The sequence below is a fragment of the Streptococcus azizii genome, assembly GCF_001984715.1.
GTDB lineage: Bacteria > Bacillota > Bacilli > Lactobacillales > Streptococcaceae > Streptococcus > Streptococcus azizii.
This window is the reverse complement of record NZ_MSPR01000003.1, coordinates 1-18008: the sequence shown is the minus strand read 5'-3', so window position 1 is coordinate 18008 and position 18008 is coordinate 1. Positions and strand designations below refer to the sequence as shown.

At 43.1% G+C, this 18008-nt stretch carries 8 protein-coding genes and 1 pseudogene; all 9 read right to left on the bottom strand.

Features of this window, described 5'->3' with window-relative positions; all coding sequences use genetic code 11:
* Positions 1 to 496: 496 nt before the first annotated feature.
* Positions 497 to 1081, bottom strand: coding sequence for a phospholipase A2 family protein (locus tag BVE84_RS02415; protein ID WP_076995497.1), 585 nt, complete (start codon positions 1079 to 1081; stop codon positions 497 to 499).
* 461 nt (positions 1082 to 1542) lie between these two features.
* Positions 1543 to 6108, bottom strand: coding sequence for a SpaA isopeptide-forming pilin-related protein (locus BVE84_RS02410; protein ID WP_076995496.1), 4566 nt, complete (start codon positions 6106 to 6108; stop codon positions 1543 to 1545).
* A 1911-nt stretch (positions 6109 to 8019) separates the two neighbouring features.
* Positions 8020 to 11382 carry an FtsX-like permease family protein gene (locus BVE84_RS02405; RefSeq protein ID WP_076995495.1) on the bottom strand — a complete coding sequence of 1121 codons (3363 nt, stop codon included), beginning with the start codon at positions 11380 to 11382 and terminating at the stop codon, positions 8020 to 8022.
* Between the two features lie 9 nt (positions 11383 to 11391).
* Positions 11392 to 12093 (bottom strand): ABC transporter ATP-binding protein, encoded by a 702-nt coding sequence (locus tag BVE84_RS02400; RefSeq protein ID WP_076995621.1) that lies wholly within the window; start codon positions 12091 to 12093, stop codon positions 11392 to 11394.
* Positions 12094 to 12420: 327 nt separating this feature from the next.
* On the bottom strand, positions 12421 to 12912 hold the full coding sequence (tpx, locus tag BVE84_RS02395; RefSeq protein ID WP_076995494.1) for a thiol peroxidase: 492 nt from the start codon (positions 12910 to 12912) through the stop codon (positions 12421 to 12423).
* Between the two features lie 755 nt (positions 12913 to 13667).
* Entirely contained in the window at positions 13668 to 14291 is a 624-nt protein-coding gene (locus BVE84_RS02390; protein WP_076995493.1) for a TipC family immunity protein, read from the bottom strand.
* A gap of 13 nt (positions 14292 to 14304) precedes the next feature.
* Positions 14305 to 14697 (bottom strand): hypothetical protein, encoded by a 393-nt coding sequence (locus BVE84_RS02385; RefSeq protein WP_076995492.1) that lies wholly within the window; start codon positions 14695 to 14697, stop codon positions 14305 to 14307.
* Between the two features lie 63 nt (positions 14698 to 14760).
* Entirely contained in the window at positions 14761 to 17028 is a 2268-nt protein-coding gene (locus BVE84_RS02380) for an RHS repeat-associated core domain-containing protein (protein WP_076995491.1), read from the bottom strand.
* A gap of 615 nt (positions 17029 to 17643) precedes the next feature.
* Positions 17644 to 18008, bottom strand: a pseudogene (locus BVE84_RS10830) (hypothetical protein); the annotation flags it as partial.

Sequence of the window (18008 nt, the reverse complement as noted above, 5' to 3'; positions counted from 1 at the left end):
TATTCATTAAAGACAGTAAATAGGAGTATTTATCTTCGCTTCTTAGTTTTTAAGCTCATTGGCAAATTTCCTCACTTGTTCCTTTCTAGGTTCGGGCTTCTGTAGTCACTTCCCTGACTATTGCTATCTTTTTTCTCACATTTTTAGTCCGAACTCAGTTCAATTCCCCGAGACTCTTGACAACGTATCCTTGTGATTTTTAAGGAGTATAAATAACTATATCAAACTCCGATAAGTAGATAACCGACCATCATTGTGATATAAAATGCAAAAATCAAACTAATCCCGACAATCAAATATGTTATATTTTTACATAGACCAGATAACACGATGAATATGTAACCGATGATTGGAAATATATCCATTAAGATTTTATTTCTAAGAAAGTAGTTTTCTCCGAGATATTGACTGGGGAGAACGAGTAGGAGAATCCAAATAAATAGTACAAGTCCAATAAGGTGATGACTGTACCTATTCCCAACCTTATTTATCCATTTTAGCATCCAATAAGTCCTACTCTTTCAAAATATGCTTTGATAGCATTAGCTATTGGAAGGGCAGAATCTGGCATCCACCTCCTATTGGTTTGAATAAAATGAACTAATTGTCGGTTACATTCACAGTTTTGTCCCGGGGACCAAGGCTTATAACATTTATCATGTTGCATGCAACCCCAATCTAAGTGATCAACAGGTGGCAAGGTAAAATTATTTCCACTATGACCAGGTCCACAATAGTTGCCATACACTGGAAGTGAGATAGAACGAAAATAAGTATTTGGAGTAAATCTCCCACTCATATATTCATTGCTGACATCTTCAATTATTAAGCCTATATCAAGAGCCTCCCCTGAAACTCCATCTTTTTGCGCTCTATCAAAATCAAAGTACATTCGATTGTTATGATGGACAATATAGTTCATTGCAACTTCTGTTTCTTGATCTATATAGGCAATTCGTTCGTCAGTTGATTGGATGAACATGCTTGTTTGATTCGACTCTGCTGTTGAATTAGCATGAACCACACTATTTATAGATAATAAGACTGTTACACATAGGCATAATAGAAAAAATTTTTTCATACGATTGTCCTCCTTCTAGTTGGTTATGTTTGGTAATGGAATGAACTTGATTTTTCTTGAAAACTCCTTTCTAACAAGTTATTCTCACTGCTTTCATCCTTACTATAGCATTAGATTTTATAAAAAACAAGTCTGTTTATTATAAAATATTTATGTTATAATAAAAGAGTTAGACTTTGTCATTACCTTTTATTAATCTTTTAGACAATATAGAAGTCCACTATATTCTTATTGAACTCTATAGCAAACTAGTGTCCTCATGTTGTTTCAATCTATTATCGTTATAAATGAACTTAAAAGCGCGGAAAATAGGAAATACGACAACGAGCTCACCTACAAAAACCAGCCCTATCGAATAGAGCTGGTTTCTATATGTGATACACTTTGATATTCTTCAAAAATCTCTTTAATACACGTCAACGACATCGCTTGCTCTCGCAGGGTGCTAAGAACTCAAGTCACTAGCTTTCTAGTTTGATGTTTATCAAGTATAAGCCAAGTCCTAGTAAGAGAAGGAAGCCAAGAAGTGATAGATACGAAAGGGCTGCACCCGTTTTTGGCAGAATCTGCTGGATAGCTGCCTGCGCTACTGATTTCCCTGATGGGGAAGTGGTGCTGGTTGGTGGTGTGACAATCGGTGGTACTGGCGGAACTAGATGATTTTCTACTTGCCCCAGATCAATCATCGCCCCATCTTCTGTCACACTGACTGCCTGTGGCTTATCTGCTACTACATAGCCTGCCAGAGCCTTGGTCTCAACAACTGTATAGTCCCCATAAACAACATCTTTAAAAGTCAGTAAGCCTTGCGCATCTGTCACTTGTGTATCGATGACCTTGTCCCCTTGACGGAGTTCAAAGGTGACTCCTGCCAAGGCTTTTTTAGTAGGGGCATCTACCTTTTTCAAAACAAGCGTAGCTTTCTTCCTACGATTGGTCAGGGTCTTTTCGATGACGACCTGATGTTCTCTCACTGAAACAGGGAGGGGAGTGGTATCAAGAACATGGCTTGCCAGCGTTGCTGTCTCAACTAATTGGTAGTCTCCATAAGCTAGGTCTGTAAAGGTCACCTGCCCCTCATCATCGGTCTTTGCACTTGCAATGACCTTGTCCCCTTGACGGACTTCAAAGGTGACACCTGCTAAGGCTTGACCTGTATCATGATCAGTCTTTGTGAGGACAACTGTTGAACGCTTCAACTTATTGACGACAGTTACCGTCACGTCTAGCTGGTCCTTCCCAAGGATCACTTCTCTATCTTTGGCATCAAGGACATAGGCAGCGCCCGTCTCGTCCTCAGTCAAGGTATAGGAGCCTGGGTCTAAGCCAGTAACCGCTGCCTCTCCCCTGTCATCTGTCCTTAACGGAAGGCTGAAGTCTCCCTTTTTCAAGGTAAAGGCAACATCTTTTAGCGGTTGTTGCTGCTCGTCTACTTTGACAATCTTGATGCTACCTGTCGGCAAGAGTCCAACATTGCGTGTCGCAATAAGACTGGTCGGAGTCTCTCTGATATGCTTTGCCAGCTCTTCCTTACTGCTAGTCGCTAGGCTACTTGGAATGTTGCTTGGTTCTAACACTAGAAGGCGGGTCTTCCCAAGAGAGCTATCCGCTACATCCTGGCTAGTATCATTGCCGATAAACTGGTCTTTTTCAAGGCGAGTGCCTACCCCATCATGAAGCCTTGTAAACTCTTCATTCTCATGTTTTTTCACCACCTGAACATAGTAATTGCCACGCTTGTAGACAGCCATCCGGTAGTAACCATTTTCGTCTGTCTCGGCAGTAATCTTTCTTCCCTCTCGATCAAGGGCTTGCGTACCATCTTCATTCATCAGTTGAACTTGGTAGCCCTTCAACAATGGCTCATCATCACTGCGTGTACCATCACGATTTACATCGTAGAAGAAGGTGCCATCTACTTGATAATGGACGATGGGGGAGCTTACTTGATTTCCTTCAATGTAATCTACCTTGTTTAGACTAAAAGCTCCGGAATTGTTTGCCCTTGCGAAATTGTCGAGCTTCTCATCATACGGTAATGTACCATGGAAAATACAGCCAATCTCTTCTTTCACTTGTAAGACTTGACCTGGTTTCAAGACAAATTTCACTAATGTGACCTGTGTAAAATCAGTAATACTCGCTGCCGGGACAAAGTGGGCATCGCGGGTACTCGCAAGGGTCGGTCCTTGGACATCTGTTGAATAGAGGACATCAAATTTTTGAAGGAAGGCCCTATTTTCTGCGATTGCTTCGATACTTTCCGCTAACTGCACAGGGAATACAGACTCTCGAGAAAGATAGTCCCCGGCATCGTTTGCTACAATCTTGTGATCCCCTACATATGGAAGAACATCAAGGAGAGAAACGTCCTCCAAAGGAATCAAGGAATTGTTGAAGATACTGAGTTTATAATAAACATCCTGTCCCAAATCTGCATACGGAGCCGACAAGGACCAATGTTCCTTATCGAGCGATACAAACTTTTTCACCACAACTTCTCGTGGCGGAATAAAGTGGATCGTATTGGTCCCACGTAGAAAGACCTCCTCTGTATTGCCATCACCATCTAAGTCTAGGGCGTCCGTATAATTTTCCTTATCCCCCTCCCAACGAGTGTATTCGTCATTATTGTCCCAAGTGACGAAGTGTTCAATCTCATTGTCCCCTGTCTGAGCAGAGAGGGTCGTGTCAACATCAAATTCGACCCTCTTTCCATGACTGCGAATGAGATCTCCCAAATGATAGATGACAGCCGTCTTACCTGTATTCTTATAGTTGGGAATCACCCTTGCCTTATTTTGAAACTCCTCCTTTGTCTCACTCCCTGGTACAAACTCAATACCTGGAGGCAGGAGGGTGATGTACTGGACATTCTTTAAGACATAGCTGGACTCTGGGTTATTGTCTGTGACAGGTGCTAATTGACCGTTCAGGAGAACAAAGCCATAGAGCTTTCGGATATTGTTATCTGAATAAGAGACAGTGTAAGAATTCCCATGGTCGCTACGGATCCCCCGCACCTCACCCCTAAAGAAGGTAGCAGCATCCGTTATTCCCTTTGTATACGGACCGTCTGCACGGTTGGAGATACTTGCTTCAAGCGAATTATAGAGACGCTGTTCCTGATCCCTATCATATGGAACATCGTCGCTTCTAAGACCAGTTGTCCGCCACTGACTCCAGACCTCCTCTTTCACAGTCGTGCCTACATAAAACCAGACCCCAGCTTTGTTTCCTGCTAATTCCACAGGATTCTCAAATACAATAACAAGTTTTTCATACTGGTCTTGTGTATCGTTGATAGGCTGTTTGGAACGAGTCAGATCCCCTTCAAACAAGAAAGTTCGTGTTCCATCAGCTGACTCACCATATACCTTGTAACCACCAGCTCGTTCGATTGGGTCAATCGAATCATACGGAGCTAATTGCAGATAGGAATAATAGAGACGGTTGTCTAAGTCAAAATCCACCAATTCTTTCACATAGGTGGTATAGGGCTTTCCTGTCTCCTCATCTACAACATTATTAGCCTCGTTGCTGACACCAATGCTATATCGTACATCCGTATCCGTATTCCTATTATTCGGATTAAAAGGAAGGCCGTCTGATGGCCACTGCTTGTAGCCGACCTTAAAAATTTTTCCTCGGCCACTAGGAGTCACCATCACTGGATGCCATTTCACACGCTCTTCTACCTGACCGAGGGTGACTTCTTCTGGAGTCCCTGGTTCTGCGATAATGGTCGCTCTATTGAGATGAATCGTTGAGTAGGGTTGATTCGGAAATGATAGGCGTAATTCTGCTACATAGTAAGTTTTATCCTGTATATAAGTAAAGGCTGGTCCCTCATAGGTGGCTGTATGCCCTTGCGGATCGTAGCTCCATTTGTAGCCATTGTATACATAATAGCCTGCTGCTGTAGGTTTCCCCTGCATCACAGCACCAGCAGGCAAGTGTTCGACTACTTTAATCGTCGTTGGACGGTACTTTCCATACTTTCCATCGGCAGCTTCTATACCGATTAGGAAGGTCGCATGAGGGGTTCTTTCATCAGAGAAGGTCCGCTCCTTATCCGCCTCCTTTTGCACACCAATAGTCGCCGTAATGACCGTCTCACCCTCAAGAGTCTCTCTCTTTTTGTCCACTCCTGTCATGATCGAATCGGCCCCTGTTCCTTGCCGTGAATCGCTCACAATGTTGATCGGCCTACTAGGATTAGCCTTTGCTATAAAGGTCTTAGTCGCTGATTTTAAGAGCCTGCCTTCTCCATCAAATAACTCATAGACAACAGGTGTTCTAAAACCATTTGGAGTCTCAGGTTGTTGCATACTATAAGGAAAAGGAGTCGCTACAATCTGCCCTCCAGCCAAGACATTGAAGGAATACTCTACATACCAATTATTCGCATCTTCCTTCATCTCCCAACTTTCTGCTGAGGCAATCTTGGTAAATTGAGGTCGATTCTCTACATACTTCTTTGGAACGGTCAGCCTTGTCTTTGCATGTTGAATACTGACACCTGTACCTGAGATACGGAACTCAGCATAAGGATTGACTCCTTCACCGGTCCAATATTCCAGCTTCTCGCTGCCATCCTCGTTCGTATCCTCTGTAAAGATTCGTAGCTCTGCTGCAAAGCTATCGTCTACAGCTCTAGCAGGAGTCGAACTCACATCACTCGTCTCAGGCACTGAGCGAAAAGCCGACTCAGGTGCAGCACTCTCAGATAGTGCTGCACTACTGGAGGTCGGCACATCAGTAGCTGGCAAGGAGGGTGCTTCTGTAGTAGAGGAACTACTGACAGTCGCTGCAGATTCCTCCACTAGAGGACTCGACGTCGAGGAGCTAGCTACCGGGTCATCTCTCTCACTTTCAGGCAGACCTGGCGCCTCTCCTGGTGAGACTGTCACAGGAGTAGCACCTGTAGGGTCTTGCGCCAGCACCACTGCTGCTGGAAGCACATTCCCCCCAATCAATAGTAGATAGAGTAGCGTACGGAATATCCATAGGAATTTCTTTTTCATTCTTGTATCCCCCTTTCACATGTGACACAAACTCTATTTTTTAGCCATTATATACCACATAGTATATATCACCCAAACATATATGTCAACACTTATCCCTATGAAACATTTGGAAAATGATTTACAAGTTTTTTCATACTCTTCAAAAATCTTTTTATACTCTTTAAACCAGCTCAAGGATAGTGAGTTGAAACAAGAATAGGACAAGTAATGAGACAATCTAGAAGCCTCCCATCATCTTATACTCTTTAAAAATCAAAAGGATACGTTGTCAACTCGTCTCGGTGAATTGAACTCGGACTACAACTCGCTGACAAAAAGATAAATACTCCTAGCTTCAAAGGTATAGTATACCTTTGAAGGCGGGAAATAGGAGTTTGCCTTAGCAAACGTCCTTTACTTCTTCGTCGCATTTTCTATTTTGTCTAGGAGTTGTTTTACGTCCTCGTATCTTGACGAGTGAAAAGCTCCAGTGGAGGTTTTTAGCCTGTTCCCTTGAAATAGGGTGGAACTATTGAGAAAAGTCGCGACTTTTCTTATTTCCAACTTGAAATAGTTATCAACTATTTCAACTACCTTCGCCTTCGATTCCTAGTCTACTTTTGATTTTTATTGAGTATTATTGAACTCTAGAGCCAGCAAACAAGTGTCCTCATGTTGTTTCAATCTATTATGGTTATAAATACGCGGAGAATAAGAAATACGACAAAGAGCTCACCCATAAAAACCAGCCCTATCGAATAGAGCTGGTTTCTGTATGTGATACACTTTGATATTCTTCAAAAATCTCTTTAAAGCACGCCGGCGCCACCTTGCTGTACTTCACGACATCACTTGCCCTTACAAGATGTGAGGACGGTAAAAGGTCTAAGTGAAAATAGGAATTCTGACGCAGAGAGTTGCTGAGAGTTTGCTAAAGCAAACTTCTATTTCCCGCCTTCAAAGGTATACCATACCTTTGAAGCTAGGAAGAATTATCTTTTTCACAAAGACCTTAGTCCGAACTCAGTTACAGTAAGATGTGAAGCCGTTAAAAAACCGAATGAAAAATAGGAGATTGACGACGTGTTCGATGAACACGAGGAAATCTATCTTTTTTCCGAGGTTTTAAGCTGAACTCAATTATAAGATACAAAGGGCGTGTAAAAAGCGAATGAAAATTAGGAAATCGAAGCAGATGACTCCGACAACTGCTAATCTCGCCGTCTAATTTTTAGGCTCATTGGCAAATTTCCTCACTTGTTCCTTTCTAGGTTCAGGCTTCTATGGTCACTTTCTTCTTTTTGGGTGACCAGTTGAAACAGTTCACCGAACTGTTTCAATCTCAGCTGTAATTGGCTAAAGCCAAAACAGCTGCCTATCTTTTTTCCGAGCTTTTAGCCCGTGTTCAATTACACAAGATGTGAAGCCGTTAAAAAACCGAATGAAAATTAGGAAATCGAAGCAGGTGACTCCGACAACTGCTAATCTCGCCGTCTAATTTTTAGGCTCATTGGTAAATTTCCTCACTTGTTCCTTTCTAGGCTCGGGCTTCTGTGGTCACTTTCGTATTTCTAGGTGACCAGTTGAAACAGTTCACCGAACTTCTGTGGTCACTTTCGCATTTCTAGGTGACCAGTTGAAACAGTTCACCGAACTGTTTCAATCTCATCTGTAATCGGCTAAAGCCGAAACAGCTGCCTATCTTTTTTCCGAGGTTTTAGGCTAAACTCAATTACACAAGATGTGAAGCCGTTAAAAAACCGAATGAAAATTAGGAAATCGAAGCAGATGACTCCGACAACTGCTAATCTCGCCGTCTAATTTTTAGGCTCATTGGTAAATTTCCTCACTTGTTCCTTTCTAGGCTCGGGCTTCTGTGGTCACTTTCGCATTTCTAGGTGACCAGTTGAAACAGTTCACCGAACTGTTTCAATCCCCTGATTTGAGAGCCTCTAGCATATCAAGTCTGCTCAAACGGCGATGGACAGATAGCCCCAATACCACTAAAATACCTAAAACAGCAACAACTGGCACCAAATAAACATCCAGAGATACTGTCGGAGTAAAGAGAATGGCCGGCGAAGCAATGACATGGAGAAGGAGCCTGTGTAGGAAGAAGCCTCCTATCAATCCGAGGAAGATGCCCACAAGAGATAGAATCATGGTTTCTCTATAGATGTAGAAGGTCACCTCAGCATCATAAAACCCTAGAACCTTGATAGTCGACAGTTCCCGAATCCGCTCTGCTATATTGATAGTAGTCAGATTATAGAGAATCACGATTCCAAGGAGAACCGACAAGACAATCAAGATAATCATAACTGACTGGAGCGATTGGACAATCGTCTCAAGCAAGGTGATTAAGGAAGTATTTTGCACAACAGCTACCACCCCTCTCAGAGCCAAAAGATTTGTCGCTGTTTTCTCAACTGTCTCCTTGTGGTCATTTTCTAACACTAGCAAGCTAGCATTCGGTTGATAGGTCTGCTTAGTTGCTTCCTGATAGGCAGTAGCAGATAGGTAGATAAAATGTCCTGCGTACATTTCCGTAATGCCTGCTACCTTTAGGTCGATCGGCTCTTGATTGAGGTGGAGAGTGAGCTTATCTCCCACTTGAACCTGATAAAGCTGGGCTAATTTTTCAGAGATGATTGCCCCCTTTTCTGGCAGGGCAAGCGCCTGCCCTGTTACAGGACTGCGTAGACTGACAAAAGGAGACAGCTCCTTTTCCTGACTGACAAAGAGACTGATGGCAAGCGCTTCTGCCTGACCTTTCATACTCTCTGTCAGTCCATAGTAGGCAATCGGCAAGGTTTTTTGAATCCCTTTTGCATCAAATGCCTTCTTCACTGCCGCCTTTTCTTCTTGGCTAGCCCTCGTCTGCTCTACAACCACCATCTGATAGTGGAGGAGCTGGCTGAACTGCTGATCGGTGACACGCGAGATCGAAGAGCGAATCCCCAAGCCTGCAAACAAGAGGGCGACCGCACCTGCTACCCCGATGACCGTCATCAGCATCCGTTTTTTATAGCGGACGATATTTCTTGCTGTGACCTTTTGGGTAAAGGTCATACGTCGCCAGATGAAGGACAAATGTTCTAAGAAAATCTTAGCTCCCGAGACAGGGGGCTTGGCTTGTAATAGCAGGGCTGGTTTTTCTCTTAATTCCTTTCCTGCTACCAAATAGGCTGGTAAAACTGAAGAAAGAAGTGAAAAGATCATCGCCAGAAGAAACCACTCAGGATAGAAATATAATTGACTCTCTCCGATGACTGTCGTATCCGTAATAATCCGACTAATCATAGGGGCAAGGAGAAAGTTTCCCAGAAGCAGGCCTGCAACTGTCCCTAGCAAGCCCGAAGCCAAACCATAGATGACAAACTTGATCAGAACCTGAGCATTTGTATAGCCAAGCGCCTTTAAGATCCCCACATTCGATCGCTCTTCATCGACAAAACGGGTCATGGTCATAAAGGTGACGAGAGCTGCTACCACATAGAGAACAGCAGGAAAGATATTTCCCACTGCTGAAATACTGCGGGTGCTACTAACATAATTGGCATAACCATTGCCGCCAGGAAAGCTATCCCTCGTATAACTTTTATATTCTGGTGTAGAAAGCTGCGCCAAATCTGCCTGAGCTACTTGAAGCTCTTTACGTGCCGCCTTGATTTCTTGTTCAGCGCTTAGTCGCTGACGTTCAAAAGCCTGCTTTGCTTCTTGCAGTGCTGCCTGTCCCCTGCCTAGTTCTGCCCGCTTGTCGTCCAAATGTGCATGGGCAAGGGCTAATTGCTCCTGACCACTTTCATAGACAAGACGAGCTGACTCATACTCTACAAGTCCTGTCTGATAGGCCTGCTCCCCCTCTTGGTAGCTATTTAGGGCTATTTGATACTGAGATTCCCCATATTCGTACTGTTCCTTAGCCTTTCTGTAGATAGCCTCTTGCAGTTGATAGTAGCTCTTGCCTGTTTCATAGGCCCTCATCCCTACCTGATAAGCCTGCTCCATGGTCGCAAGATCTGATTCTAACTGCTTTAAGCGAAGCTGGAGATCGACAAGCTCTGGGACATCACTCGGATTTTCTCCCATGGCTAGTGCCACAGCAACCTGATCCTGAATCGCCTGAGTTGTCCTTTCAAAATCATTTCTGGCCTGGGCGATTCTAGCTGCTAATTGTTCCAACTCCTGCTCCTTGGCCGTCAAATCGGACTGGGCTGTCATTAGTGCTGCTTCTCCCTGGGCCAATTCCTGCTGACTATTATCTAAGTTAGCGCGGTGGGTCTCCAATTCTTTTTGGGCTAGTTGCAGTTGGCTGTGACTATCATCCAGTTGCTCCTTGGCCGTCGTCAAGTCCATTGCAACCTGATCTAGGCGCTGCTTTCGACTTTCTAATGCTGCTTGTCCTTGGTCTAGCTGAGCCTTAGCTTCCTCTAAATTCGCCTCATTTGTTGCGATTTGATTCTCCGCTTCAGCTAACTGATCTTGGGCAGCTGTGATGTCTTGTTCAGCCTCCCCCATCTTCTCCCTTGCTTCCTTGGAAATGCTCTCTAGCCGCTTCTTACCGTTGTCTGATAAGAGCCGGTTCAGCTCCTCTTGATGGACGCTAATCCTTTGCTGATAAGCCGGCTGATAGTAGGGAATCTCCCTCACATCATCATAGCGAATCCGAGCCATCATGTAGACCTCTGAATCAAAGGTAGTCTCAGGCACAAAGGCATAGCCAGCTAATTGACCAGTCCCTGCACTAGCTGGTCCAAGATTGATGTTTCCCCAAATTTCAGCTGCATCCGCAAAGCCTGTCACGGTAAGAACGGTTTCTTTTAAAACCGATGCCTGCTTCTCCCCCTCTTTCACCCTAATCGTATCACCGATCCGATACTTTCCACGAAGATTGGTCGATAGCAGCACTTCCTTTTCTGATGAGGGAGCCTTACCTGCCCTTAGCTGATAGAGCGAAATGGTCTTGGGGATAGAAAATAAACGGATGGCTTCTGTCCCTGTTTCCAAGGTCACATCCTTAAAATAGGCATATTCAATCTGAGCCCCTGCTATACTATCCAATTCTGCCTTATCTGCCTGACTAATCCCAAGATCCGACATGACCGCTAGATCCATCATTTGTCCTTGGTCAATATAGTTCTGCGCTGTTTTTTCCATATTAGGAGCTGCTACTTTCAAGCCGATAAGGGCCATGGAGCCGATCAGCATCAAATGAAAGATGGAGAAAAAACGCCCCTTTGATGACAGTAGGGACTGCCAAATGGTCTTCCAATACGTCCTCTTTTTCATCTCATTTCCCTAATATTCTAAGGTCATAATATCCTGGGGATGAGGATTGACCTGAATGGAATGCACACTGGCATCTCGCATCTGAATCACCTTGTCCGCAATAGGAGCAAGGGCTGCATTATGGGTGACAATGACGACTGTCCTTCCCTCTTTTTTAGCCATATCCTGCAAGATCTGCAATACCTGTTTGCCTGTCTGGTAATCGAGGGCCCCGGTCGGTTCATCGCACAAGAGCATCTTAGGGCGCTTGGCGACTGCTCGCGCGATGGCGACCCGCTGTTGCTCCCCTCCAGATAGCTGAGCTGGAAAATTATCCAAGCGGTGTCCTAGTCCGACTTTTTCCAAGACTTCAACTGGATCCATAGCATCACTTACAATCTCAGAAGCTAATTCCACATTTTCTTTAGTAGTCAGATTGGCGACCAGGTTATAAAACTGAAAGACAAAGCCAACATCCTCACGGCGGTACTTGGTCAACTGCTGGCTTGTGAATTGAGCAATATCAACTCCATCAATCCGAACCACACCCTCGTCGTTGGTATCCATACCACCCAAGATATTGAGCAGGGTAGATTTTCCTGCACCAGAAGAGCCCAAAATAATCACTAACTCTCCTTTTTCAATCTCAAAGGAAATAGCCTTGTTTGCCACAACACGATTATTGCCCGTCACATAGGATTTTGAACTATTTCTTACTTCAATATAGGCCATCCCAATCTCCATCTCCCTTCCTTTACGATAAACAGCTTGTAGTCAAACACACCTGTCATTATTTTCATACTCTTAAAACATCAAAAGGATACATTGTCAACTCGCCTTGCTGACATCAGAGTTAGATGGTTGACGAGTATGACTGTCCTTATACTCTTTAAAAATCAAAAGGATACGTTGTCAACTTGTCTCGGTGAACGCTAGTTCTACCTTCGCCTGCGTTTCCTAGTCTACTTTTGATTTTTATTGAGTATTAATTGCTATTATACCACGTTTTTATTTTTCAATCTAAAAACGAGCAAGTCTCCTCACTCGTTGTTACCGTGCTTAAAGATTTTTGGCAACCTCTAAAGCCGTATCATAGTCTGGATGGGTATTGACATTGTCCAAATACTCTGCATAGACAATTTCATTGGTCTCATTCAGGACAAAGACAGCCCGTGCCAATAAATTCCACTCCCGCATCAAGAGACCGTAGGATTTTCCAAAGGCATGGTCATAGTAGTCCGACAGGGTTACAGCCCCTTCAAGGCCTGCTGCACCGCACCATCGAGCCTGCGCAAAGGGCAAATCTGCTGAAACAGTGATAACAACCATGTTTTCTATATCTGCCAATTCTTGATTAAAACGGCGCGTCTGTGTGTCACAAATTCCTGTATCGATGGACGGAACCACACTAATCACCTTACGTTTCTTGCCAAAATCATTGAGACTTTTCAAGGTCAAATCGTTGGCCATCAAGACAAAATCTGGTGCCTGATCCCCTACACATAATTGGGGTCCGACAAGGGTAACTGGTTTTCCGATAAATGTTGTCATAGTAGGCTCCTTTTCGCTGATACCCCTATTGTAAGCGTTTTTCTCCAAAAAGGCTACTATTTTGATTGGAATTTCCCACTATTTGTGTCTAATACGCAATAAACATATAAGATACAAAGCCCGTGAAAAACTCAAAGCGAAAATAGGAAATGCGACGAAGAAACTGGAGTTTCTAGGAGTATTTATCTTTTTCGCACAGAGTTTAGGGCGTGTTCAATTACAAGATACAAAGGGCGTGTAAAAAGCGAATGAAAATTAGGAAACATGACGAAGAAGTGTAGCTTCTAGGAATGTTTATCTATTTTCCGAGCTTTTAGCCCGTGTTCAGTTAAGATGTGAAGTCGTCAAAAAACCGAATGAAAAATAGGCAATCGAAGCAGGTTGTCTTGCAACCACTAACCTCGCTATCTAATTTTTAGGCTCGGGCTTCTGTGGTCACTTTCGTATTTCTAGGTGACCAGTTGAAACAGTTCACCGAACTGTTTCAATCTCATCTGTAATCGGCTAAAGCCAAAACAGCTGCCTATCTTTTTCACACAGACCTTAGTCCGAACTCAGTTGACTAAGATACAAAAGGCGTCTAAAAAGCGACGGAAAAATGGGTGATTATCGATGTGTTCGATGAACACGGGCGGGGAGCTAGGCAAGAGAGGACAGAAAACGGCACAAGGTTTTCAAAGTCCTCGATGACTAGCTCAATCGCCTACAGCACCACGGGACATGAGATATAGTCAGTTACAACATCTCGTCTATTTTTACATCCCAGTACTATCCTCTACTATTGTGACCTCCCCCCAGTGATCTTTCGAAAATCGACTTGGATAGGCTCGGAGCCAGTCTGGAATAACCTTACTTCGCAATAAGTCTTTACTTTTATTAAGATATGGAGAAATGCTAATTTGTTTTTCTTTCACATATTCCATGACTTGATCATATTCTGTCAACCTTTTTTCGCCGATAATCCCAATGGACTGTACTAGTCTACCAGAATTATGTTTATACACATAATATATATCTATATACTCTCCATTTGTATGTAGAAAACAAAAATTTATTGACAGATTTCCACCCTCTAACTTATCATCTGGATAATAAAAACTATACGAGATACTCTTAACTTCCAAAGGCAAAACTTCCGAACGATATTGTTCCGAAACCGAACCATATACTAAACCTCTTGTTCTATTTTTTTCCATATCTGGTATGCTATTTAAAGTAGAGTTCGTACGTAAAAAGGAGGTTGTCACATGATAATATTCATCGTGATAAATCTCTTCAAAAACATTACTATACTTAGGTTTAAAAAGAATTAGAAAGAGCGGTATCAGCATAGCTACTAATACTACTATGGATAAAGTATATGCTGTTTTTTTATTCATATAATCACCTCATCTATGGTTTATTAGTGTAATCTTGAAAGTCATTATTACCTGCTTCTAAACTGCGAATAAAATTATAAGAAGCTGGATAATGTTTTCTCAAATAATCCATCGATTCTGAATCGGTTTTAGGAATATAAGTTTGAATATTCGGCCCTACATCTCTTGTGTTTCTTGGGACTAAACTAGAATAAATCGCTCCTTTAACATCATTGATAGAAATATTTGTTCTAAACTCATCAGCACGTGTGATAGTACCTGATTCAAGCGCATCATAATACTGATTACTAGCCGTCAGGTAATCCACCCCTTGTTTCTTCATTCGTGCTGTGATATTCACTGTATCTAAATCTGCTTTATAGTCATCATTGCCTATGCTAGGAGAGGCAAAAGCATCTCTTGTCACATCGCCTCGCCAACCAGCTAACCCGTTCGTACCTCCAAAGAATACACCATACGCATCAGCTAATCACGGCTTCTCATATAAATGAGTTGCCGTCGTGATACTTTGATGAGCAAAATCTGTCTTATCTTTATATTTAGCATAATTACGATTCCATAATGTATCAAAATCCATATTCGGATAAACTTTAGCCGCTGCAGATTTAAACGTATTATATAATCCTTTCTTTTTAAGAAAATTGACATCACCATAATTTCCTGAGGCCAATGAATATTGTATTCTAACATTATAAACTAGCTTATCTGCTTTACTTCCAGTAACCCCATACTTATTAAGAACTTCTTTTACTTCGCCTAGATTTCCAGCAGTATTATTCCATTTAAAATCATTATACTGCATTCCTCCCATTAAACGATTAAAGACATAGTCCGCATTCTTTCCTTCCGTTGCCTTTATATTTTGATACAGTTTCCACATGATGTCTGTTGTCTCTTTATCAAAACCATATTGTTGCTGGAGGTTACTCTTGAAATCTTGGGCAACTGAAGTTTGATCTGAGCTAAAGGTAACTTCACTCGCATAGACAGTGCCGCCCGTTGCTTTGGTCGCTACCTCACAGAAATGTCGGATTGTTTCTTCCAAGGCTTTCGTCCAGTTACGGTCGATATTCTCGGCTTCCTTCGTTTTAGAATTACCCCAATCATGGGTCGATAAGCCATTGATACGGGCCTGTTGCCATAGGTTCGTAATCGTTTGAAACGGCTGTAGAACAGTTCCCATGAGCGAGTGATAGGCAGATGTAGCCTGCTCTTTTAAGAAGTGCAAGCCTTCTCGAACTTGCTGTCCTAGCTGCCTCAATCCAGAACCAATCTGATTCGTCACATTTCCAACAAAATCCCTAAACTGATTCCAGGCACCACTGACCGCCTGCTTCATCACATTCCATGCACCAGATAAAGCTCCCTGTGCCTTGCGGTATCCCTTCTTAGCTCCATTCCATAACTGCTGAAGCGGATTCCACATATGCCCACTAGGGTCAGTATAGTTGACTGGGTTGTTCTGCACATAACTGTAGCGGTTCTGACTGAGCGGGTCAGCTAGTTCCCCTTGGTAGCTATCCTCCGTTAGGAAAGTGCCAACTTGACTATCATAGTATCTTGCTCTGAGGTAATCCAGCCCTGTACTATCTCTGGCTTCCCCATTGTAGGCATACGGGTTGCCTGTTTCGTCTGTGCTAGACTTGGTGGCTCCGTAGAGTTGGTACTTGCTGGACGCTACCGCTTGTCCAGCCTTGGTCAAGCCAGTAACGCTACCACTTTGTGTCGATAGATACTGATAGGTATCCCCTGTCCCATGGTTGTGGTAGGAAGCCCGTCCCTGTCCATAGGTGTAGGTTTCTCTGGCTTTTAGCTCCCGGTCATAGGTCTGGAGAACCTCGGTGTGCTTGCGGTTGACGTCATTGACGTAGTTGCGCTCTTCATAGTAGTGGAAGCTATCTTCTCTTGTGGTGTAAGGAATCAGAACCTCTTTCACTTCGCTGGCATAGGTCACCTCTCCCTCACCCGGGAGCTTTCCTAGGTCTGGTGGATTGACCACCAAGCCCTCCTCGTTGGCCCTGTCTTTGGCCACCTTCTTGTGGTAGGCTGTGGAGACATCGTCAAAAATCTCATGCCAGATAGTCCCGACTGTTTGCGGTAGCGTTGCGAGTGCTTGAAGAACGTTTTGACTAAAGCCATACCAGAAGAGGCTATGTGCCTCCCCATTTGGGGACGTGTGGGGCGACTTCCGCTTGTCCTCCCGCTTGAAGAGCTGATAGCTGTGCTTGCCTTCCTTACGGCTGGCGGTAAATACCCGGTTGTCATCACCGTCATACAACGCCGCAAACAAGAGACCTGCCTTGTCCTTGACCGCAAGGAGTCTATTCTCTGTATCGTAGATATAGTCTAGCTTCTCATCATTCTTCTGAGAGGAAATCCGGTTCCCGTTCTTGTCATAAGTGTAGCTGGTAGTACCGTCTTTGTTCTCCAACTTGATGAGACGGTTGTGGTCATCGTAGGTGAAGCGGGTCGTTTCTTCCTTGCCCTCGATGGTTTCTGTGCTGGTCAGCTTATTGCCAGCCAGGTCGTAGCTATAGGTGAGGCTGGAGAGTTCCTTTCCTTCCTTATCTGTTACCACCATACTGATAACTTGTCCCAGACTGTCATAGGTGTAGGCTTGGATAAGGGTTTCCCCATCTTGAGTGATGGTCTCCTTGGTGATATAGTTGCCATCATCGTACTCATAGGCATAGCTGGAAATGAGCTTGTCCTTCTTGTCTCGGTGGACAATTTCCATCACCTTGCGTCCTTATTATCTTTAACTGACAATCTAAATAATTCTCGTGGTGATGTCAAAAACACCTATGGAGAGTAGCTCCATAGGTGGGCGGGGAGCTAGGCAAGAGAGGACGGAAAACGGCACAAGGTTTTCAACGTCCTCGATGACTAGCTCAATCGCCTACAGCACCACAGAATATCACTTTAAGAACTTACTTTGCTCCTAAATGCCAATATATATTAACATCGTAATTGATATTTGGCATTGAAAATAATGATATTTCAGCTTATATATTAATGTTTATTAAGGCATGTATTCTTATTATATAAAAATTTATTTCTATTCTATCAACCCTTGTAGGTAGAGAGATTGCTTGCTTGAATTTGCTTCTTTCAACCTATAATATTCAGAAAATTCCATTGTTCTAAGAGAGTTTTTCCATCTAACAACGGTGCATTTAATAACTCTTCACAAGAAGTAAAAGTATAATAGTCGCTCGGACTCAATGTAAAATAAATCTCTCCCAAATCCCTACGTTGACTAATATTATATCGCTTACCATTATAATATACAAGATACTCCATACCTATCTCTAAAAAATATTTAAATTCATCATAAGTATATTCCATATTTCTACCTTCCAATTATGTTGCCATTCTTGTCATACTGCCAAATATGTTCATGTGGATATTCTGGATGAGCTTTGGGATTTCCATGATTATCCATATCTACATCTCTAAATACATTACCTTTTGAATCATAGTATCTTCGCGTGCGTATCTCACCAGTAGCCTCATCTAAGATATCAATGCTGGAGTTTGGTAAATATTGAGTTGGGGCTTTTTTACTAACGCTACTATGATTCTCAGTTGGTGTTATATCAATCTCATTACCAAGATTTGTTTTAACAACAACTCTAGGTGTTACAGGAACTCTCGGTTTTCCTGACCATGTGGTATCAACTCCTAAAACAGGCTTTCCATAATAATTTTGGTAAC